The organism is Streptomyces sp. Root431 (assembly GCF_001426585.1).
GTDB classification, from domain to species: Bacteria; Actinomycetota; Actinomycetes; order Streptomycetales; family Streptomycetaceae; genus Streptomyces; species Streptomyces stackebrandtii.
Map to the genome: position 1 here is coordinate 606,824 of NZ_LMEI01000001.1, position 21,073 is coordinate 627,896.

The 21,073-nt window shown below is 72.8% G+C and carries 16 protein-coding genes; 7 read left to right on the plus strand and 9 right to left on the minus strand.

Annotated features, from left to right (window positions below; all coding sequences use genetic code 11):
- The first annotated feature begins 13 nt into the window (after positions 1–13).
- Entirely contained in the window at positions 14–1,843 is a 1,830-nt protein-coding gene (locus ASC82_RS02665) for a glycoside hydrolase family 3 protein (protein ID WP_056640810.1), read from the plus strand.
- 97 nt (positions 1,844–1,940) lie between these two features.
- Here ASC82_RS02665 and ASC82_RS02670 read toward each other — a convergent pair whose 3' ends face one another.
- The 4 genes from ASC82_RS02670 to ASC82_RS02685 all read right to left on the minus strand — a co-directional run bounded on the left by ASC82_RS02670 (position 1,941) and on the right by ASC82_RS02685 (position 8,368).
- Positions 1,941–3,389, minus strand: coding sequence for a S28 family serine protease (locus ASC82_RS02670; protein ID WP_056640812.1), 1,449 nt, complete (start codon positions 3,387–3,389; stop codon positions 1,941–1,943).
- A gap of 144 nt (positions 3,390–3,533) precedes the next feature.
- Positions 3,534–3,965, minus strand: coding sequence for a hypothetical protein (locus ASC82_RS02675; protein WP_107105795.1), 432 nt, complete (start codon positions 3,963–3,965; stop codon positions 3,534–3,536).
- A gap of 129 nt (positions 3,966–4,094) precedes the next feature.
- Positions 4,095–4,448 carry a hypothetical protein gene (locus ASC82_RS02680; protein WP_056640818.1) on the minus strand — a complete coding sequence of 118 codons (354 nt, stop codon included), beginning with the start codon at positions 4,446–4,448 and terminating at the stop codon, positions 4,095–4,097.
- A 179-nt stretch (positions 4,449–4,627) separates the two neighbouring features.
- Positions 4,628–8,368: an ABC transporter ATP-binding protein gene (locus ASC82_RS02685; protein ID WP_056640820.1), complete on the minus strand. Its 3,741-nt coding sequence runs from the start codon at positions 8,366–8,368 to the stop codon at positions 4,628–4,630.
- Positions 8,369–8,547: 179 nt separating this feature from the next.
- Here ASC82_RS02685 and ASC82_RS02690 point away from each other — a divergent pair, with 179 nt between their 5' ends.
- The gene (locus tag ASC82_RS02690; protein ID WP_056640823.1) at positions 8,548–8,919 is read left to right on the plus strand and encodes a hypothetical protein; all 372 of its coding nucleotides are present in this window, start codon (positions 8,548–8,550) and stop codon (positions 8,917–8,919) included.
- A 102-nt stretch (positions 8,920–9,021) separates the two neighbouring features.
- Here ASC82_RS02690 and ASC82_RS02695 read toward each other — a convergent pair whose 3' ends face one another.
- The 3 genes from ASC82_RS02695 to ASC82_RS02705 all read right to left on the minus strand — a co-directional run bounded on the left by ASC82_RS02695 (position 9,022) and on the right by ASC82_RS02705 (position 13,325).
- Positions 9,022–10,704, minus strand: coding sequence for a thiamine pyrophosphate-binding protein (locus tag ASC82_RS02695; RefSeq protein ID WP_056640826.1), 1,683 nt, complete (start codon positions 10,702–10,704; stop codon positions 9,022–9,024).
- Positions 10,705–10,805: 101 nt separating this feature from the next.
- Positions 10,806–11,783, minus strand: coding sequence for an agmatinase (gene speB, locus ASC82_RS02700; protein WP_024759016.1), 978 nt, complete (start codon positions 11,781–11,783; stop codon positions 10,806–10,808).
- Positions 11,784–11,846: 63 nt separating this feature from the next.
- Positions 11,847–13,325: a sodium:solute symporter gene (locus ASC82_RS02705; RefSeq protein ID WP_056640829.1), complete on the minus strand. Its 1,479-nt coding sequence runs from the start codon at positions 13,323–13,325 to the stop codon at positions 11,847–11,849.
- Between the two features lie 186 nt (positions 13,326–13,511).
- Here ASC82_RS02705 and ASC82_RS02710 point away from each other — a divergent pair, with 186 nt between their 5' ends.
- On the plus strand, positions 13,512–15,035 hold the full coding sequence (locus tag ASC82_RS02710) for a PucR family transcriptional regulator (protein ID WP_056641502.1): 1,524 nt from the start codon (positions 13,512–13,514) through the stop codon (positions 15,033–15,035).
- Positions 15,036–15,048: 13 nt separating this feature from the next.
- Here ASC82_RS02710 and ASC82_RS02715 read toward each other — a convergent pair whose 3' ends face one another.
- Positions 15,049–15,648, minus strand: coding sequence for a hypothetical protein (locus tag ASC82_RS02715; RefSeq protein ID WP_056640831.1), 600 nt, complete (start codon positions 15,646–15,648; stop codon positions 15,049–15,051).
- 163 nt (positions 15,649–15,811) lie between these two features.
- Here ASC82_RS02715 and ASC82_RS02720 point away from each other — a divergent pair, with 163 nt between their 5' ends.
- The 4 genes from ASC82_RS02720 (at position 15,812) to ASC82_RS02735 (ending at position 20,205) form a co-directional block, all read left to right on the plus strand.
- The gene (locus ASC82_RS02720) at positions 15,812–17,101 is read left to right on the plus strand and encodes a helix-turn-helix transcriptional regulator (protein WP_056640834.1); all 1,290 of its coding nucleotides are present in this window, start codon (positions 15,812–15,814) and stop codon (positions 17,099–17,101) included.
- A gap of 79 nt (positions 17,102–17,180) precedes the next feature.
- Positions 17,181–18,338, plus strand: coding sequence for an acyl-CoA dehydrogenase family protein (locus ASC82_RS02725; RefSeq protein WP_056640838.1), 1,158 nt, complete (start codon positions 17,181–17,183; stop codon positions 18,336–18,338).
- On the plus strand, positions 18,339–19,208 hold the full coding sequence (gene tesB / locus ASC82_RS02730; RefSeq protein WP_056640840.1) for an acyl-CoA thioesterase II: 870 nt from the start codon (positions 18,339–18,341) through the stop codon (positions 19,206–19,208).
- 22 nt (positions 19,209–19,230) lie between these two features.
- Positions 19,231–20,205, plus strand: a complete 975-nt coding sequence (locus tag ASC82_RS02735) for a cation diffusion facilitator family transporter (protein ID WP_056640845.1) — start codon at positions 19,231–19,233, stop codon at positions 20,203–20,205.
- Between the two features lie 7 nt (positions 20,206–20,212).
- Here ASC82_RS02735 and ASC82_RS02740 read toward each other — a convergent pair whose 3' ends face one another.
- Positions 20,213–20,986, minus strand: a complete 774-nt coding sequence (locus ASC82_RS02740; RefSeq protein ID WP_056640847.1) for a phosphatase — start codon at positions 20,984–20,986, stop codon at positions 20,213–20,215.
- Positions 20,987–21,073 lie beyond the last annotated feature (87 nt).

The following is a 21,073-nucleotide window of genomic DNA, read 5'->3' on the forward strand; positions in this document are numbered from 1 at the left end:
GGAAGGAGCATCAGTGCACCACCGCGCCCCCGCCCCCTCCCGACGCACCCTTCTCACGGTGACCGCCGCAGCCGCGGCGGCCGCCGTCACCGGCGTCACCGCCCCGGTGGCCCACGCCGAGCAGGAACGGCACGACGACAGGAAGCTCCAGCGGATCATCGACCGGATGTCCCTGGAGGAGAAGGTCGGCCAGCTCTTCGTCATGCGCGTGTACGGCCACTCCGCGACCGCCCCCGACCAGGCCGACATCGACGCCAACCTCAAGGAGATCGGCGTCCGCACCGCCGCCGAGCTGGTCGGGCGCTACCACGTCGGTGGCGTCATCTACTTCTCCTGGGCCCACAACACCCGCGACCCGCACCAGATCGCCGAGCTCTCCAACGGCATCCAGCAGGCCGGTCTCGCGCAGCCGACGCCGATCCCCCTGCTCATCTCCACCGACCAGGAGCACGGCATCGTCTGCCGGGTCGGCGAGCCGGCCACCCTGGTGCCCGGGGCGATGGCCCTCGGCGCGGGCGGCTCGCTCGCGGACGCCCGCAAGGCCGCGCAGATCGCGGGCGCCGAGCTCGCCGCCGTCGGCATCCGGCAGAACTACGCCCCGGTCGCGGACGTCAACGTCAACCCGGCCAACCCGGTCATCGGCGTCCGCTCCTTCGGCTCCGACCCCCGGGCGGTCGCCGGCCTGGTCGCCGCCCAGGTCAAGGGCTACCAGCGGGCCGGGGTCGCGGCCACCTCCAAGCACTTCCCGGGCCACGGCGACACCGCCGTCGACAGCCACTACGGCCTGCCGACGATCACCCACACCCGCGCCCAGTGGACCGAACTCGACGCGCCGCCCTTCGAGTCGGCGATCGACGCCGGGATCGACTCGATCATGACCGCGCACATCGTGGTGCCCGCGCTCGACCCCAGCGAGGACCCGGCGACCCTCTCCCGGCCCATCCTCACCGGCATCCTGCGCCAACAGCTCGGCTACGACGGCGTGGTGGTGACGGACTCGCTCGGCATGGAGGGCGTGCGCACCAAGTACGGCGACGAGCGCGTCCCGGTCCTCGCGCTCAAGGCCGGCGTGGACCAGCTGCTCAACCCGCCGAACCTCGACGTGGCCTGGAAGGCCGTCCTGGCGGCGGTCAAGGGCGGCGAGCTGACGGAGGACCGGCTCGACGAATCGATCCTGCGCATCCTGCGGCTCAAGACGAAGCTGGGCCTCTTCCGGCAGCCGTACGTCACCCGCGCGGGCGTCGACCGGGTGGTCGGCACCCGCGCGCACCTCGACCGGGCCGACCGGATCGCCGAGCAGACCACGACCCTGCTCCTCAACGAGGACGGCTTCCTGCCGCTGAGCCCCGCCCGCCACGGCAAGGTCCTCGTCGTCGGCGCCGACCCGGCCTCGCCGTCCGGCACGACGGGGCCGCCCACGACGACCCTGGCGACGGCCCTCGGGGAGCTCGGGTTCACCGCGACCGCGCTCTCCACCGGGATCACCCCGACGGCCGCGAGGATCGAGGAGGCGGTGGCCGCGGCGGCCGGGCAGGACGTGGTCGTCGTGGGCACGTACAACGTCACCGCGGCCGGCCCGCAGCGCACGCTCGTCGCGCGGCTCGTCGCGAGCGGCGTCCCCGTCGTGACGATCGCGATCCGCAACCCGTACGACATCGCCCGGATCAGCGGCCAGCGGGCGACCCTCGCCGCCTACTCCTGGACCGACGTCGAACTCCGCGCCGCCGTCCGGGTCCTGGCCGGGCGGGCGCGGCCGAAGGGGCGGCTGCCCGTACCGGTGCAGAGCGCGGACGACGCGACCGTGGTGCTGTACCCGGTGGGTCACGGCCTGTCCTACAGCTGACACCCGAGCCGGCACGCGATACGGGTGTGCCCGGCGGCCCTCAGGGGACCGCCGGGCACACCCGCGCGTACGGACAGGAGAGTGACGTACAGGAGAGTTACGGGCGCAGCCCGTGCTCCCGCGTCACGTCCTCGTCGACCGGCTTGTCGAGGCGGGCGTCGAAGCGCGCCAGCGGCTTCGCCGCATCGACGGCCGGGGCGGAGACGCCGGCCCAGGCCAGGATGCGGGCGGTGGCGTTCTCCCGCTCGGCGTCGACGAGCCCGGCGACGTTCGCGCCGTGGTTCGCGCCCGGCGCCGTGTAGACGTAGCTGTCGCGCGCGCCCTTGCCGAGGTGGAACGGCTCGGCGCCCCACGGGTCGTTGCCGCCGTAGACGAAGAGCATCTGATTCGCGTTCCGGCGGACCCAGTTGTCGACGTCCCGCATGGCCTGCGGCTGGAACTTCATCGGGATCGAGCTCGGCACGAAGTTGCGGGCCGGCTGGTAGCCGTAGCGGCTGAGACCCGCGAGGTGCGGCTGCTTGATGCTGGGCGAGCCGAGCTGCGTGGCCGCCTGGTAGTAGTACGGCGTGTAGTAGTCCAGGCCCTGGTCGGTGTACGCGGCCCAGCCCGAGTAGGCGTCGATCGTCTCGTAGACGGTGTCGTCGCTCGCGGTCGCCGCGTCCGGGATCTGGTCGCAGACGTCCTGGCCGTAGTACTGCCAGAAGCCCCAGACGAAGTCGAGGACGACGGCCTCGTAGGCCTTGTCGACGCTGCCGATGGTGTTGAAGGTGGCGCCGTCGGCGTCCGACTTCTCCTTGAACTTCTTCTGCAGCGGCTCGCGGCGGACGAGGGCCTCGCGCTGCATGTTGTTCAGGCGGTCGCGGCACTCCTTGGTGCCCACGTTCTCGAAGAACCGGTCGTAGGCCGAGTCCTCGTTGTTCACCACGTCGTTCGGGGCGACGTACGCGACGACGCCGTCCATGTCACGCGGGTAGAAGCGCTCGTAGTACGTGGCGGTCATGCCGCCCTTCGAGCCGCCGGTGGAGAGCCAGTTCTCCGGGTAGATCTTCTTCAGCGCCTTGAAGATCCGGTGCTGGTCGCTGGCCGCCTGCCAGATGTCGAGCTTCGACCAGTCGGCCGGCTGCGGCCGGGACGGCGTGAAGAAGCGGTACTCCATGGAGATCTGGTTGCCGTCGATGATCCGGGTCGGCTCGGCGCGGCTGGGGGTGGTGCTCAGGCCGTAGCCGCTGGTGCGGAAGACGGTCGGGCGGCTCGAGTCCTTGTGGAGGACGGAGAGCCGCTGCTTGAAGGTGCCCGCCCACGGGCGTCGGTGGTCGACCGGCTGCGTGTACTCCAGGACGAAGTAGCGGTAGCCGGCGTAGGGCTTCTCCTCGATCAGGCTCATCCCGGGGATCGCCAGGATGCGGTCCTTGATGTCCGCGCTCTGCGCATCGGCGACGGCCTGGGTGCCGCTGTCCTCCGTGTCCGCGGCGGTAGCCACGCCCGTGGAGCCGACGGTGCCTATGAGCACCGAGAGCGACACCAGCCATCTGAGCGACTTGCGCATTCGTCCTCCCCTTGGTTCACAACGGTGTCGCGAACCTAGCGGGGGCAACGTGTGGACCGCCAGACCCAGTTGGTCCTTACTCTTGGACTTTCCTGTGCATCTGCAGAGGAACCGGGTGGGAGTCGGCACGGGATCGGGTCGGTGTCAGCACAGGATCCAGCCCGTGGACCTGCCCTGTCCGGCCACCGAACCGTAGGCGCGGACGCAGCGGTTGAGGGCGTGGACGGTGACCGGGCCGGTCTGCCGGCCGAACCGTCCGGCCTTGACGGCGGCGCGGCCGCCGCGCGGCTGGAGGGAGACGCGCATGGGGCGGGCGGCGCCGGGCCGATGGGCGACGGTGACGGCGCAGGCGTAGTCCCGGGTCCGGTAGAGGCGCAGCTCGCCGGTGGCGAAGCGGTAGGTCTTGGCCGGGCGGCCGTGGCAGACGGAGACGGCCTCGGCGGTGGCGCCGCCCGGGCCGGTCCCGGGGGTCAGGAGCAGGGCGAGGGCCGCGAGGAACGGGACGAGGACGCGGGCGATCAGCCGTCGGCGGGGGCGTGGTGCGCGCGTCGTGTGCATGGGCCTGTCCGTGGGCATGCGGTCCCCTCCCGAGCGAGTCGCCGTACGGACGTACGGAGATTCAGGCGTACGGGCGTACGACGCACGAGCCACCGGAATGGTTGCCTCCGGAATGCGGAGGGGAGACGGAGTGAGGTTGCGGGCGGCCTACGCGAAGGTCGTCAGGACGAACAGCAGGAAGACGGCCTCGGCACCGAGCTGGGTCCACAGCGCCGCTCGCCGGACGTCGGCGCGGGAGGTGCTCTGCACGGTCACGAAGGCCGCGCCGGCGACCACCAGGCTCGCGACGTACAGGTAGCCCGGGGCGCCGCCGCAGCCGGTCCCCTTGGCGATGCAGGTGCTCGCCGCCTCGGTCAGGAGGGTGAGGAACCCGGCGACCAGGGTCGCGGGCAGCAGCAGCCCGGCCCAGATCAGCGACCGCTTCCGCAGACGCGCGCCCTCCACGTCCGGCGGGGTGACGGGGACGGGCGAGGCGGCGCGGGTGCGGAGGTCGGGGCTCATGCCCCCATCCAAGCCCGCGGGGCGGGTGGCCGGGAATCCGTCCGGCTACTCATCCGGACGGACCTCCCGTACTCAGACCCGTGCTCGCACCCGTGGTCGCCTTCGTGCTCACGCCCGTGGTCACCCTCGCGCTCACACCCGTGGTCACCCTCGCGCTCACACCCGTACGCGCCCCGTGCTCACACCCGCTCCGGCTCTGCCTCCGCCTCCGGCTCCCCGATGAACGTGCTCCACAGCGCCGCGTACCTGCCGCCCAGGGCGAGCAGTTCGTCGTGGGTGCCGTCCTCCGCGACCCGGCCGTGGTCCATCACGACCACCCGGTCGGCGCGCGCCGCAGTCGTCAGGCGGTGGGCGACGACGAGCGTCGTCCGGCGGCCCGCGAGCCGGTCGGTGGCCTGGTTGACCTGCGCTTCGGTGGCGAGGTCGAGGGCGGCCGTGGCCTCGTCGAGGAGCAGGACGTCCGGGTCGACGAGCTCGGCGCGGGCGAGCGCGATGAGCTGGCGCTGGCCCGCGGAGAGATTGCGGCCGCGCTCGGCGACCTCGTGGAGGTAGCCGCCGTCGAGCGTGGCGATCATGTCGTGCGCGCCGACCGCGCGGGCCGCCGCCTCGACCTCGGCGTCGGTCGCCTCGGGACGCCCGTACGCGATGGCGTCGCGGACCGTCCCGGCGAAGAGGTACGCCTCCTGGGGGACGACCCCGAGCCGGTGGCGGTACGCGGTGAGGTCCAGGTCCCGCAGGTCGGTGCCGTCGGCGGTGACCCGGCCGCCCGTCGGGTCGTAGAACCGCGCGACCAGCTTGACCAGGGTCGACTTGCCCGCGCCGGTCTCGCCGACGAAGGCGACGGTCTGCCCGGCCGGGATGCGCAGGTCGATGCCGGTGAGGGCCTCTTCCTTGGCGTCGTACGCGAACGACACGTCCTCGAAGGCGATCTCGCCGCGCAGCGCCGTCACGTCCCGGGGCGCGTCGGCCGCGGCCGTCGACGTCGGCTCCTGGAGCAGTTCCTGCATCCGCTTCAGCGAGACGGCGGCCTGCTGGTAGCCGTCGAAGACCTGCGAGAGCTGCTGCACGGGGGCGAAGAAGAGGTCGATGTAGAGGAGGTAGGCGACGAGCGCGCCGGTGGTGAGGGTGCCGCCGTCGATGCGGTTCGCGCCGACGATCATGACGGCCGCCGCGGCCACCGAGGACAGCAGGGTCACGAACGGGAAGTAGATCGAAATCAGCCACTGGCCGCGGACGCGGGCCTCGCGGTAGTCGTCGCTGCGGGCGGCGAACCGGGCCGCGCCCGAGCGCTCGCGGCGGAAGGCCTGGACGATCCGCAGCCCGGAGACGGACTCCTGGAGGTCGGCGTTGACGACGCTGATCCGCTCGCGCGCCAGCTCGTACGCCTTCACGCTCGACCGGCGGAAGAAGTACGTGGCGACGGCGAGGACCGGCAGGGTCGCGAAGACGACCAGGGCGAGCTGGAGGTCGAGCACGAGCAGCGCGACCATGATCCCGAAGAAGGTCACGACCGAGACGAAGGCGGTGACCAGACCCGTCTGGAGGAAGGTGGAGAGCGCGTCCACGTCCGTGGTCATGCGGGTCATGATCCGGCCGGTGAGCTCGCGCTCGTAGTAGTCCAGGCCGAGGCGCTGGAGCTGGGAGAAGATCTTCAGGCGCAGGGCGTAGAGGACCCGCTCGCCGGTGCGGCCCGTCATCCGGGTCTCGGCGGTCTGCGCGACCCACTGCACGAGGACGGTGACCAGGGCGAGCGCGGAGGCCGCCCAGACGGCGCCGATCGCGAGCCGGTTCACGCCCTCGTCGATGCCGTGCCGGATCAGGACCGGCAGGAGGAGGCCGGCGCCCGCGTCGAGGGCGACCAGGCCGAGGCTGATGAGCAGGGGGACGCCGAAGCCGCGGAGCAGCCGGCGCAGACCGTACGTGTCCTCGGGCGACACGGCCCGGGTCTCGTCGATGCCGGGGGTGTCGGTGGCGGGCGGCAGGGCCTCGACGGCGGCGAGCAGCTCGGGGGTGGCGCCGGGGGCCGGGCTCTCCTCGGCGGCGCTGCCGTCGCGTACCCACAGGGCCGGGGTGATGCCCCGCTCGGCGTCGAACTCGGCGTCGAGCTCGGCCCGCAGCGTGGCGTCCTCCAGGGGCTCGGCCGGGAGCACGTGGCCGGGCGAGACGGCGCCCAGCTCGTCGGGGTCGGTGAGGAGCCGCCGGTAGAGGGCGGAGCGCTCCTCCAGCTCCTCGTGGGTGCCGATGTCGGAGAGCCGCCCGTCGTCGAGGACGGCGATGCGGTCGGCGAGGCCGAGGGTGGAGCGGCGGTGGGCGATGAGCAGGGTCGTACGGCCCGCCATGACCGACTTGAGGGCCTCGTGGATCTCGTGCTCGACCTTGGCGTCGACGGCGGAGGTGGCGTCGTCGAGGAGGAGGAGCCGGGGGTCGGTGAGGATCGCGCGGGCGAGGGCGACGCGCTGGCGCTGGCCGCCGGAGAGGGTGAGGCCGTGCTCACCGACCGTGGTGTCGTACCCCTCGGGCAGCTCGGCGATGAACCGGTCGGCCTGGGCGGCGCGGGCGGCGGCCTCGATCTGCTCCTGGGTGGCGTCGGGGGCGCCGTACGCGATGTTGGCGCGGACCGTGTCGGAGAAGAGGAACGAGTCCTCGGGGACGAGGCCGATCGCGGCGCGCAGGGAGTCGAGGGTGAGCTCGCGGACGTCGTGGCCGCCGACGAGGACGGCGCCGTGGGTGACGTCGTAGAAGCGGGGCAGGAGGAGCGAGACGGTCGACTTGCCGGAGCCGGAGGCGCCGACGACGGCGACGGTCTCGCCGGAGCGGATGTCCAGGGAGAAGCCGTCGAGGACGGGCCGGCCGTCCTGGTACGCGAAGGACACGTCGTCGAACTCGACGGTGGCGGGCGCGTCGGCCGGGAGCTCCTTCGTGCCGTCCTGGATCACCGGCTCGGTGTCGACGAGGTCGAGGACCCGCTCGACGCCGGCGCGGGCCTGCTGGCCGACGGTGAGGACCATGGCGAGCATGCGGACCGGGCCGACGAGGGACGCCAGGTAGGCGGAGAAGGCGACGAAGGTGCCGAGGGTGATCTGGCCCTTGTAGGCGAGCCAGCCGCCGAGGGCGAGGACGGCGACCTGGCCGAGGGCGGGCACGGCCTGGAGGGCGGGGGTGTACTTCGAGTTCAGCCTGATCGTCCGCAGCCGGCCGGCGAAGAGCTTGCGCCCGGCCTCGCGGATCTTGCCGGTCTCCTGGTCCTCCTGGCCGAAGCCCTTGACGACCCGGACGCCGGTCACGGCCCCGTCGACGACCCCGGCGACGACCGCGGCCTGCTGCTGGGCGTGCCAGGTGGCCGGGTGGAGGCGGGTGCGGCTGCGCTTGGCGATGAACCAGAGGGCGGGGGCGACGGCGAGCGCGACGAGCGTGAGGGGGATCGACAGCCAGGCCATGACGGCCAGCGAGATGACGAAGAGCAGGACGTTCCCGATCGTCATCGGGAGCATGAAGAGAAGACCCTGGATGAGTTGCAGGTCGCTGGTGGCCCGCCCCACGACCTGCCCGGTGGACAGCTCGTCCTGCCGCCGCCCGTCGAGCCGGGTGACGGTGTCGTACATGTCGGTACGGAGGTCGTGCTGCACGTCGAGGGCGAGGCGGCCGCCGTAGTAGCGGCGGACGTACGTGAGGACGTACACGAGGACGGCGGCGCCTATGAGGAGCCCGGTCCAGGTGCCGAGGTCCTTGGTCTTCGTCCCGATGACGTCGTCGATGATCACCTTGGTGACCAGCGGCACGAGGGCGAGCACGGCCATGCCGACGAGCGACGAGCCGAGCGCGAGCACCACGTTGGCCTTGTAGCGCCACGCGTACCCGGCCAGCCTCCGGGCCCAGCCCTGCTGCCGCTCGCCCGTCTGTTTCTGCCCGACCGCCGCCACGAGTGGCCTCCCGTTCGTCCTGCTCTACCGGAAGGCCCAACACACCTGGGCTGCGATTTCATCCCGCCGCAACAAACCGAGTGACCACTCGGTGACAGGGTCGCCGGGGCGCCGGGCGGGGTAGGGAGCCCGGGGGCCGTCGTTCGGGCGGTGCCGGGGTCGGACCGGAAGGGGAGCACATGGCGCGGGTCGAGGAAGGGAAGCCGTACACATGGGGGCGGCTGTACGCGGCGTTCCAGGTCCTTGAGGGGCTCGCCGAGGGGCGGTCGGAGCTGGGGCTGCCGACGAGGCTGAAAGTGACGGTCGGCAAGCCCCGGACCACGTTCGAGGGCCTCCTGGCCAAGGCGGGACCGCAGCTGCTCGCCGCCCGGGAGAAGGGCGGCGACCGGGCCAAGGCCGTCGAGGTGGTCTTCGCGGACGTGGCGAAGCTGATACCTCCGGGGCCGATGAGCAGGGGCGGGCTGGGCCAGGACGAGGCCGAGGCGTTCCGTCAGGGGTACGAGCACCAGATCGCCCTGTACCGCAAGGAGTGGGAGGCGCTCGTCGTCTGAGGCCGACGGCCCCGCCGCCCGCCGGGGTCGGCGGGTGGCGGGGCCGGGGCGCGGCTCAGCGGTGGGTCGGCTCAGAGTGGGTCGGCTCAGAGGTCGGTCGGCTCAGAGGTGGGTCGGTTCGAACATCCTCAGGAGGGCCGGGAGGACGACGACCGAGGGGCCCGGGGCGGCGAGGGCCTTCGCGAGGTCCGCCGTCAGGGTTTCCGGGGTCGTCAGGGTCGCCGGTACGCCGAAGGACTCGGCGAGCGCGACGAAGTCCGGGCGGCTGAGCTCGGTGCCCGTGGCCTCGCCGAACGCGCCCGTCATGTACTCGCGCAGGATGCCGTAGCCGCCGTCGTCGACGATCAGCCAGGTCACGTCGAGGCCGTACTGCTTCGCCGTGGCCAGCTCCGCGATCGAGTACATCGCGCCGCCGTCGCCGGAGACGGCGAGGACCGGCTGCGACGGGTCCGCGGCGGCCGCGCCGAGGGCGGCGGGGAAGCCGTAGCCGAGGCCGCCGGCGCCCTGGGCGGAGTGCATCGTGTTCGGGTGCCGGGCGTCGAAGGCCGACCACGCCCAGTACGCCAGGATCGTCATGTCCCAGAAGCTCGGGGCCCGGTCCGGGAGCGCCTCCCGTACCGCCGCGACGATCCGCTGCTCCAGGCCGAGGTCCTGGGCCGCGATCCGGTCCCGGACCTTCGTCAGGACGGCCGAGACCCGCTCGGGGGCCGTCGGGTCCGTGCGCTCCGGCACCGTCTCCAGGAGCGCCTGGAGCGCGAGCCGGGCGTCCGCGTGGATGCCGAGCGCCGGGTGGTTGGACTCCAGCTTCCCGGCGTCCGCCTCGATCTGGATCACCCGGCCGCGCGGGGCGAACGTGTGGTAGTTCGAGGACAGCTCGCCGAGGCCCGAGCCGATGACGAGGAGGACGTCGGCGTCCTCCAGGAAGTCGGTGGTGTGCCGGTCCTCCAGCCAGGACTGGAGCGACAGGGGGTGCTCCCAGGGGAAGGCGCCCTTGCCGCCGAAGGTCGTCACGACGGGGATGTCGAGCCGCTCCGCGAGCGCGAGGAGCTTGCCCGAGGCGTCGGAGCGGACGACTCCGCCGCCCGCGATGATCGCCGGGCGTTCGGCGTTCGCCAGGAGGTGCGCCGCGACCGCCGTCAGTTCGGGGCGAGGGGCGATGTCCTCGGGCGTCGCGTCCATCGCGGTCACGACCGGCAGGGTGGTCTCCGCGAGGAGCACGTCCTGCGGGATCTCGACCCAGACCGGTCCGTGCGGGGCGGTGAGCGCCGACTCCCAGGCCGCGGCGATGGCGGAGGGGATCTGGGACTGCGTACGGACCGTGTGGACCGACTTCACGACGTCCCGGAAGGAGGCCTGCTGGTCGCGCAGCTCGTGCAGGTAGCCGTGCCGCCCGCCGCCGAGCCCGGCGACCGGGATCTGGCTGCCGATCGCGAGGACCGGCGCGGAGGCGGCGGCCGCCTCCTGGAGCGCGGCGAGCGACATGAGCGCACCGGGGCCGGTGGAGAGCAGCAGCGGGGCCGCCTCGCCGGTGATCCGGCCGTAGGCGTCGGCGGCGAAGCCCGCGTTGTTCTCGACGCGGAGGCCGACGTACCGGAGGGCGGAGCGGCGCAGGGCGTCGAACATGCCGAGGGCGTGCTGGCCGGGGAGGCCGAAGACGGTGGTCGCGCCGAGGCCGGTGAGGGTCTCGACGACGAGGTCGCCGCCGTTGCGCCCTGCGGGCGGGTTGAGCGCGGCCTCCGTCTGGGCGGCGGTCGGGCGCAGGACCAGGTCGTGGTCGTGAGTCATGGACGGGTCCCTCGTGGCGTGGCGTGGTCGGTACGGTGCGGCCCGGTGGCCGGGTGCGGCACGTTGCTCGCGGCGAGCGTGCCACACCCGGCGGGAGCGCCTTACTTCGCGGCGCGGCTCTCGGCGATCTGGCGGGACATGATCGTCGTCAGTTCGTACGCCGTGTGCGAGGCGGCGACGGCGGTGATCTCGGCGTGGTCGTAGGCCGGGGCGACCTCGACGACGTCGGCGGAGACCAGGTTGCAGGAGGAGAGGCCGCGCAGGATCTCCAGGAGCTCGCGGGAGGTCATGCCGCCGGCCTCGGGGGTGCCGGTGCCGGGCGCGTGGGCCGGGTCGAGGCAGTCGATGTCGATGGAGATGTACAGCGGGCGGTTGCCGATGCGCTGGCGGAGCTGGTCGGCGACCTCGTCGGCGCCGCGGCGGTAGATGTCGGCCGAGGTGACGATGCCGAAGCCCATCTTCTCGTCGTCGGTGAGGTCCTGCTTGCCGTAGAGCGGGCCGCGGGTGCCGACGTGGGACAGCGCCTCGGTGTCGAGGATGCCCTCCTCGACGGCCCGGCGGAACGGGGTGCCGTGGGTGTACTCGGCGCCGAAGTACGTGTCCCAGGTGTCGAGGTGCGCGTCGAAGTGGAGCAGGGCGACGGGGCCGTGCTTCTTGGCGACGGAGCGCAGCAGCGGCAGCGCGATGGTGTGGTCGCCGCCGAGGGTCATCATGCGGGCGCCGGTGCCGAGGAGGTCGTCGGCGGCGGCCTCGATGGTCTCGACGGCCTCGTTGATGTTGAACGGGTTGGCGGCGATGTCACCGGCGTCCGCGACCTGGGCGAGGGCGAAGGGGGAGGCGTCCTGCGCGGGGTTGTAGGGGCGCAGGAGGCGGGAGGCCTCGCGGATGGCGTTGCCGCCGAAGCGGGCGCCGGGGCGGTAGGAGACGCCGCTGTCGAAGGGGACGCCGACCACGGCGATGTCGGTGGTGCCGACCTCGTCGAGTCGCGGCAGGCGGGCGAACGTCGCGGGACCGGCGTACCGCGGGGTGCGGGACGAGTCGATCGGGCCGCGCGGGGTGTTCTGGTCGCTGCTGCTCATGGTCGGGTCCTCCTGGGTGGCGGGGTGTCGTCCGGACGGGTCTCGTCCGGAGGTGCGGGTGGTTCAGCCGGTCGTGGCCGCAGGGATGGCCTCGGCCTCCGGCTCCGGTGCTCCGGTGGTGTCCTGGCCCGCGAGCCGGGCTCGCCAGTGCGCGAGCACGGCGGCGTCCGTCGGGCGGGTGGCCAGGGAAACGATCACATACGCGGCGAGTGAGGCCAACAAACCATAGTAAACAGGCTCATTTGCCAAGATTCCGTAAGTCCACATCAGGCCAATGACGGCCAGACCGCCGACGGTGACCGCGGCGAGCGCGCCCTGGACGGTGCCGCGGCGCCAGAGCAGTCCGCCGAGGATCGGCACGAGGAGGCCGCCGACCAGCAGGTTGTAGGCGACGGTGAGGGCCTGCACGACGTCGTTGAGGGCGATGGCGATGACGATGACCGCGGCGCCCATGATCAGGATGAAGAGGCGGTTGCCCTTCACCTCGTCGTGGTCGTCCTCGGCCACCGACGCGGTGCCGCGCAGCCGCGACCAGATGTCGTTGTTGGCGACGGTGGCGCAGGCGATGAGCGCGCCGGAGGAGGTGGACATGACGGCGGCGAGCGCGGCGGCGAGGACGAGGCCGCGGACGCCCATCGGCAGCTCGTCCTTGACGATGGTCGCGAAGGCGTCGTCGGCGCTGGGCAGGTTCGGGTAGAGCACCTTGGCCGCGGTGCCGATGACGGCTCCGGCCAGCGCGTACGCCAGACAGTAGGTGCCGGCGACGGTGCCGCCCCACTTGGCGACCTTGTCGGTGCGGGCGGTGAAGACCCGCTGCCAGATGTCCTGGCCGATGAGCATGCCGAAGGTGTAGATCAGCACGTACGTGAAGATCGTCTCGCCGCCGATGCCGAGGGGCTCGAAGTACGAGGTGGGCAGCGCGGCCTTCATCTCGGCGAAGCCGCCGGCCTTGACGACGGCGATCGGCAGGAGCAGGAGCAGCACGCCGATGGTCTTCACGACGAACTGGACCATGTCGGTGATGGTGATCGACCACATGCCGCCGAGCGTCGAGTAGGCGACGACGATGGTCCCGCCGAGGACGATCGCGACGGTCCGGGGCAGGTCGAAGAGGACGTCGAAGATCGTGGCGTACGCGATGGTCGAGGTGACCGCGAGCATCAGCGTGTACGCCCACATGACGACGCCCGAGATGACGCCGGCCCGGCCGCCGTAGCGCAGGTCGAGCATCTCGGAGACGGTGTAGACCTTCAGCCGCGCGATCCGGGCGGAGAAGAAGACGGAGAGGGCGAGCAGGCCGAGGCCGATGGCGAAGACCATCCAGGCGCCCGAGAGGCCGTACTTGTACCCGAGGCCGACACCGCCGATGGTGGAGGCGCCGCCGAGGACGATGGCGGCCATGGTCCCGGAGTACATCCAGGGCCCGAGGCGGCGGCCCGCGACCAGGAACTCGCTCTTGGACTTGGCGCGGCGCATGCCCCACCAGCCCATCGCCAGCATGCCGGCCAGATACAGGGCGATCACTGTGTAGTCGACGGCCATGCGGCCCTCCTTCGCGAACCTCGGTGGCGTGTCGTGCGGGGGATTGACCCAGGTGCTGATCGCGGGGACATCCGCCCGTACCCGCGGCCCTGGGATGTCACGACAGTAGGTGGCCGGAAAGCGACGAAGAAGTGTACGTTTCCTCCACTGTCCGGGCGGGGGATGTACGAAAGGCCCATGCCGCCCATGACCTCCACGACCCCCTGGGAACCGGCCTCCACTCCCCCGGCGCCACCGGTCCCGCTGGCCGCGCTGCTCGCCCGCCGGGACCTCGGGCTGCGGCTGCTCACCGGGGCCGAGGACGTCCCGCTCCACTGGGTGCACACCTCGGAGATGGCCGACCCGTATCCGTACCTCCTCGGCGGCGAGCTGCTCATGACGGCGGGCGTGCTGCTCACCGACCCGGCGCACTACGTCGCGCGGGTGGTGGAGGCGGGGGCGGCGGCGCTCGGTTTCGGGGTGACGCCCGTCTACGACACGGTCCCGGCGGCGCTCGTCGAGGCCTGCGCCCGGCACGGTCTCCCCCTGGTCGAGGTGCCGCCGAAGACCCCGTTCACGGCGGTGGCGCGGGCGCTGTGGCGGCTGATGGCGGAGGCCCGGCTGCACGAGCTGCGCCGGGTGACGGAGGCGCAGCAGTCCCTGGCGACGGCCGCGGCCCGGCCCGCCCCGGTCCCGGCGGTGCTCGGCGCGCTGGCGTCCCGGCTCGGCGGGCGGGCGGTGCTGTTCGGGGCGGACGGCACGGAGTCGGCGGCGGCGGGCCGCTCGGTCCCCGCGGAGGCGGCGCGGGCGCTGCGCGAGCTGGTGGGCGTCCTCGGCCCGCGCCCGGGCGGCCCGGCCTCGGCAAGCGGGGACGGCGGCGGGCTGCGGCTCGCCGCGTACGCGCTGGGCGGCGGGGACGGACTGACGCTCGGGGTGGCGGCGGAGCGGCGCGACCCCGGCGACCACACGATCGCGGGCGTCGCGGTCGTCCTGCTCTCCCTGCTCACGGCCCCGCACCGGGGCGCGGACGCGACGGTGCGGGACGGTGCCCTCGTACGGCTCCTCCTGGGCGCGGCCCCGGAGGAGGTCGCGGGCGTGCTGGGCGCGGGCCCCTGGACGGTGGTCCACGCCCGCGGCGGCGATGGCACCCCGTTCGCGGCGGCGGCCCTCGCGGCGGCGCTCGGGACACCCCTGGTGGACACGGGGGCGGGCGGGCACGCGGGCCCGGGCGCGACGGACTCCGGCGCCGGAGTCGCGCCCGGGACGGCCGAAGCGGCGCCCCGGGCCGGAACCGTACGGCTCCTCCTCCCCGCCTCGGCCGCCGACCCGGTCCCCCAGCCCGGGTGGACGCTCGGGGTCGCCGCCCCGGCCGGCGCCCGGGACCTCGCCGCGGCCGACACCGAGGCCGCGCGGGCCCTGCGGCGCGCGGAGGCGGCCCGCACCCCGCTGGCCCGGCACCGGCCCGCCGGGTTCGCGGGGCTCGTGGACCCGGCGGAGGCCGCCGCGTACGCCCGCACCCTCCTCGCCCCGCTCACCGAACCGCTCACCGAGACCCTGCGCGTCTGGCTCTCGCTGCACGGCAGCTGGGACCGGACGGCGGTGGCGACGGGCCTGCACCGCAACACCGTCCGGCAGCGGATCGCCCGCTGCGCGGCGCTCCTCGACCGGGATCTGGACGACCCGGACGTCCGCATGGAGCTGTGGTTCGCGCTCGGGTCCGCGTCCGGGTGATCCCGGGGCCGGATCAGTAGAGCTTGTTGACGGCGGTCTTCGTCGTCGTGCGGAAGGCGGTCAGCGGGGCGTCCTTGAAGTCGCCCATCTGACCCCAGCGGACGAGGGTGACGGTGCGGCCGTCGCGGCCGACGGAGAAGAGGTGGATGTCGGTGTTGCCGATCTGCGGGTCGGCGGTGTCCAGGCTGTAGACCCAGGCACCCTCCTCGACGGCGAGCTTGCCGTGGGAGGCGCTGACGGCGTGCAGGCCCGGGTTCTGCCGCTCCAGCAGCGGTCCGCAGCCGGCGAGGGCCTTGCGGAGGGTGTCGACCAGCTTCACGGCGTCGGCCTCGGTGCGGGCGACGGTGGTGACCTGGACGCCGTTGGTGTCGAGCTCGGTGCTGAACTCGCGGTAGCGGGTGTTCTGCGCCGGGATCTTGTACGGGGCGCAGAGGACGCCGCCGTTCTCCGGGACGCCGGTGAAGACCTGGGTGGCGGTCCACGGCGTCGACGACGGCGGCATCTGGGAGGCCGCGAGGAAGGCGGGCTGGGCGGCGGCCTGCGCCGGGGCCGTGGCGAAGGCCGCGAGGCCCAGGGCGGCGGCGGTGGCGAGCGCGGTGCGGAACTTGTTCATGGTGGTGGATCCCCCGTCGGGTCGTTCGGTCAGTGCTCGACCAGCTTCGGGTCGGCGCCCGCCGCCTGCAACGGTGACGCGCCCTCCACCCGTCCCGGAACCATTCCACCCCCACTGACGTGCAAGGACATGAAGCGTGGGACGCAGGGTCGAGGGGGATGGAATGCCGAAGGACGCCGCTGTCGAGGAGTTCTCGGCGCGGCTGCGCGCGCTCAAGGCACGCGGCGGCCGCAGCTACGAAGCGCTGGGCCGCCGGCTCAACGTGAGCGCGTCCACGCTGCACCGGTACTGCTCCGGCGCGACGGTGCCGGAACGGTTCACCGTGATCGACCGGATGGCCCGCCTCTGCGGCGCCGACGAGGACGAACACCGGAACCTGGAAGAACTGTGGACCCGCGCGGACCGCTCCCGCCGCCCGATCCCGCAGGAGCGGGAGCCGGAGCCGGAGCCGGAGCCGGATCCGCAGTCGGAGCCGGAGGTGCAGGAAAGCGAGCACGCACCGGAACCGGAGCCGGAGGTGCAGGAATGCGAACGCGCACCGGAACCGCAACCGGAGGAGCAGGAAAGCGAACGCGCACCGGAACTCGCCGCCCTCGACACCCTCACCACCGCCCCCGCCCCGCGCGCCGCCCGGTCCCGGTCCCGCTCGTGGCGGGGCGCGCTCGTCGCCGGGGCCGGGGCCGCCGTGGTCGCCCTCGCGCTCGTCCTCGTCCTCGTGCGCCCCGGCCTCCCCACCGGCCCGGAGGCCACGGCCCCTCCCACGCCCACGACACCCCCGTCCACCCCCGCCGAGTCCGCCCCGCCCCCCTTCACCTGGACCGCCGATTCCCAGGTCTGGCAGGACGGCTGCGGGCACGTCTATCTCGTCGACCGCGGCCCGCGGGGCTTCGGCCCGCCTCCGCCGCCGGGCGACGCCGCCACCTGGGCGGGCGCGAAGGCGGCCGTGCACGGCGGCGAGACGCGCGTGCGGATCTCGCTCCAGGGCCGGTCGCCCTCGTCCGCCGTCGTCCTCCAGGCCCTGCACGTACGGGTCGTGGGCCGTGCCCAGCCGCTCCCCTGGACCGCCTACCGGATGGACAACGGCTGCGGCGGCGCCGTCACCCCGCGCCACTTCGCCGTCGACCTCGACCGGCCCCGTCCGCTCGCGCGGCCGGTCGACGGGTACGACGCCTCCGGCGCCGAGGGCCGGACGATCCCCGCCGTCTCCTTTCCGTACGCGGTCACCTCCGCCGACCCCGAGGAGCTGCTCGTCACCGCCCGGACCGCGGGCTGCGACTGCCGCTGGTACCTGGAGCTGGTGTGGAGCTCCGAGGGCCGTACGGGCACGGTCCGGATCGGGGACGGCGGGGGGAAGCCGTTCCGCACCAGTGGGATCGAGGGGAGGCCCGTCCACGAGTACGACCCCGTCGGTAGGCGCTGGATCACAGGCGCGGACTCTGGACAGAGCGGGTGACCGATGGGTAACTTCGACAGAGAACCCTGAGCAAGCGCTTAGACAACTGGGCCCGCCCGCACACCGGAGGAGTCGTACCGTGCGCCGTACCGTATTCAACGAGGACCACGAGGCGTTCCGGGAGACCATCCGCGCCTTCATCGAGGCCGAGGTCGCTCCCGTCTACGACGAGTGGTTCGCGGCGGGCCAGGCGCCCCGCGACTTCTACTACAAGCTCGGTGAGCTGGGCATCTTCGGCATCAACGTGCCCGAGGAGTTCGGCGGCGCCGGCCTGGACACCCACAAGTTCGAGGCCGTCCTGTACGAGGAGACCTCGCGCGCGGGCGTGAACTTCGGCGGCTCCGGCGTGCACGTGCTGCTCGCCCTCCCCTACATCAAGATGCTCGCCACCGACGAGCAGAAGAAGCGCTACCTGCCGAAGTTCGTCACCGGCGAGGAGATGTGGGCGCTGGCGATGACCGAGCCGGGCACCGGCTCCGACGTCGCGGGCATGAAGACCACCGCCAAGCTCTCCGAGGACGGCACGCACTACGTCCTCAACGGCTCGAAGACCTTCATCACCGGTGGCGTCCACGCCGACCGCGTGATCGTCTGCGCCCGGACGTCCGCCCCGTCGGCCGACGACCGCCGCTTCGGCATCTCCCTCTTCGCCGTGGACACCAAGTCCGAGGGCTACTCCATCGGCCGCAAGCTGGACAAGCTGGGCCTGCGCACCTCCGACACGGCCGAGCTGGCCTTCGTCGACGTCAAGGTCCCCGTCGAGGACCTGATGGGCGAGGAGGGCAAGGGCTTCTACTACCTCGGCCACAACCTGGCCTCCGAGCGCTGGGGCATCGCCTTCGGCGCCTACGCCCAGGCCAAGGCCGCCGTCCGCTTCGCCCAGCAGTACGTCACGGACCGCACGGTCTTCGGCAAGCCGGTCGCCTCCTTCCAGAACACCAAGTTCGAGCTGGCCGCCTGCCAGGCCGAGGTGGACGCGGCCGAGGCCGTCGCCGACCGCGCCCTGGAGGCCCTCGACGCGGGCGAGCTCTCCCCGGCCGAGGCCGCGAGCGCCAAGCTCTTCACCACCGAGGTCGCGCACCGCGTCATCGACCGCTGCCTCCAGCTGCACGGCGGCTACGGCTACATGAACGAGTACCCGATCGCCCGCCTGTACGCCGACAACCGCGTCAACCGCATCTACGGCGGCACGAGCGAGATCATGAAGTCGATCATCGCGAAGTCGATGGGCCTGTAAGTGCCCGACCCGCACGACGCACTGGATGCCCTGCTCGATCTGCTCGACCTGGAGCGGATCGAGCGGGACATCTTCCGCGGGGAGTCCCGCTCCGCGCTCGTCCCCCGCGTCTTCGGCGGCCAGGTGGCCGCCCAGGCGCTGGTGGCGGCGGGCCGGACCGTGCCCGAGGACCGACTCGCGCACTCGCTCCACGCGTACTTCCTGCGCCCCGGTGACCCGGGCGCGCCGATCGTCTACACGGTCGACCGCATCCGCGACGGCCGCTCCTTCACCACCCGCCGGGTCGTCGCCGTCCAGCACGGGCAGCCGATATTCCACCTCTCCGCCTCCTTCCAGGCGTACGAGGAGGGGCTCGACCACCAGGTGGACATGCCGGCCGCGCCGGACCCGGAGTCGCTGCCGACGGCCGCCGAGATGCTCCCCCGGCACCTGCCGGCGGAGGTCGCGGACCGGCTGGTCGAGGCGCGCGCCGCGGTGGACCTGCGGTACGCCGACACCCCTCCGTGGGGTTCGGTCGGGGAGCCGCGCGAACCGCGCTCGCAGGTGTGGTTCCGTACGAACGGCAAGCTGGCCGACGACCACCTGCTGCACGTCTGCCTGGCGACGTACGTCTCCGACATGACGCTGCTCGACTCCGTCCTGCTCGCGCACGGGCGGGGCGGCTGGGCCGTCGGGGACGTGGTCGGGGCCTCCCTCGACCACGCCATGTGGTTCCACCGGCCCTTCCGGGCCGACGAATGGCTCCTCTACGACCAGGAGTCGCCCTCCGCCTCCGGCGGGCGCGGACTCGGCCAGGCCCGGATCTGGACGCAGGACGGGAAGCTGGCGATCTCCGTCATCCAGGAGGGTGTCGTTCGCGTTCCGCGCTGATGATCGGACATACCGTCCGGTCATGGCGGATATCGGCGAAAGCCCGGGAAAGGGCGAGAGCCCGGGGAACGGCGAAAGCACCTTCACGGTGATCGTGGCGGCGGCGGCGAACCTCGGGATCGCCGTCGCCAAGGCCGTCGCGGGAGTCATCAGCGGATCCAGCGCGATGCTGTCGGAGGCGGCCCACTCGGTCGCCGACACCGTCACCGAGGCCATGCTCCTCACCGCGCTCAAGCGGAGCGAGAAGCCCGCCGACGAGGACCATCCCCTCGGGTACGCGGGCGAGCGGTACGTATGGGCGCTGCTGGCGGCCGTCGCCACCTTCGTCGGCGGCGCGGTCTTCTCGATCTACGACGGCATCCACACCCTCGTCCACGGTGAGGAGCTCGGCGACCCCCTCGTCTCGTACATCGTCCTCGGCGTCGCCTTCCTCCTGGAGGGCTTCTCCCTGCGGACCGGGATCAAGCAGGTCAAGGCCGAGGCGGAGCGGATGGAGACCCCGCTCAACCACTATCTCCGGTACACCGCCGACACCACCGTCAAGGCGGTCGTCATGGAGGACTCCGCCGCCCTCGCCGGACTGATGCTGGCCGCCGGCGGCCTGCTCGGCGGCCAGATCACCGGCTCCGGCGTCTGGGACGGCGTCGCCTCGATCCTCATCGGCTTCCTGCTCGTGTACGTGGCCTGGGTCCTCGGCCGCTCCAACGCCGAACTCCTCATCGGCCGCCCGCTGCCCCGGCACATGCGGGACGCGGTCCGCGAGGAGCTGCTCACCGTCCCGCACATCGTGGACGTCGTCGAGCTGACGACCCTCATCCAGGGGCCCTCCGAGGCCATGATCGCCGCGAAGATCGACTTCCGGGACGTGGCCTCGGCGGAGCAGGTCGAATGGGCCTGCGAGGACGCCGAGGACCAGCTCCGCGAGCGCTTCCCGGCGATCCGCCGGGTGTACCTGGACCCGACGCCGGGCCTGGACCAGCGCCGGGCCCGGCCCTGAGGCGTGCTCAGAGAAGGCCCGCGGCGTCCAGCGTGTACGCCGTCATCGGCTCGTAGTAGCGGGGGTCGATGACGTGGTCGTCGAGCGGGATCGTGACCTGCATCGTGCCCTCGGCCTCGCCGATGAAGAGAGCGGGGTCGTTGCAGTCCGCGTAACCCACGGAGTCGATGCCCCGCTGGCCCGCGCGCCCGGCCCAGCCGTGGTCCGCGACGACCAGGTCGGGGCGGCCCTCCTCGCCGAGGGCGTCGAGGATCGCGTTCATCGGCTCCGGCGAGTGGGTGTGCCAGAGGGTGGCACCGCGCTCGAAGACGGCGACGTCGGCGAACTGCACGACGTACCCCTCGTCGGCGATCAGCCCGCCGGGGATGCGGACGATGTCGCAGCCCTGGGCGCGCAGCGCGGCGGCGACCCGGCTGTGGACGTCGATGAGCGCGCCCGGGTGGCCGGTCGCGAAGAGGACCCGCTCCTTGCCGGCGGCGGCCTTGCGGAGGCGGGCGGCCATCCGGTCGAGGCCGTCGACGGTCAGCTCGGGGTCGATGGTGTCCTGGCCGACCCGGTGGGCCGGGTCGTCGACGACGCCGCACCGCTCGGCCATCACGGCGAGCACGTCCTGCTCGTCGGTCCAGCGGTCACCGAGCTCCAGACCGAGCCAGTAGTGCCGGTCGCCGTTGGCGAGCTTTCTGTAGTGGGAGAGGTTGTTGTCGCGCGGCGTGGCGACGTCTCCGGCGATCCGTGTGCGGACGAGGTGCTCGACAAGGGCGGGGCGGCTGAGTATCGGCATGGGGTTCATTCTGCCGGGCGCCCGTGCGGTCGTGGGCCATCGTCCCGCGGGACGGGACGATGGACACGGAGCAGGGAGGGCGGCTCC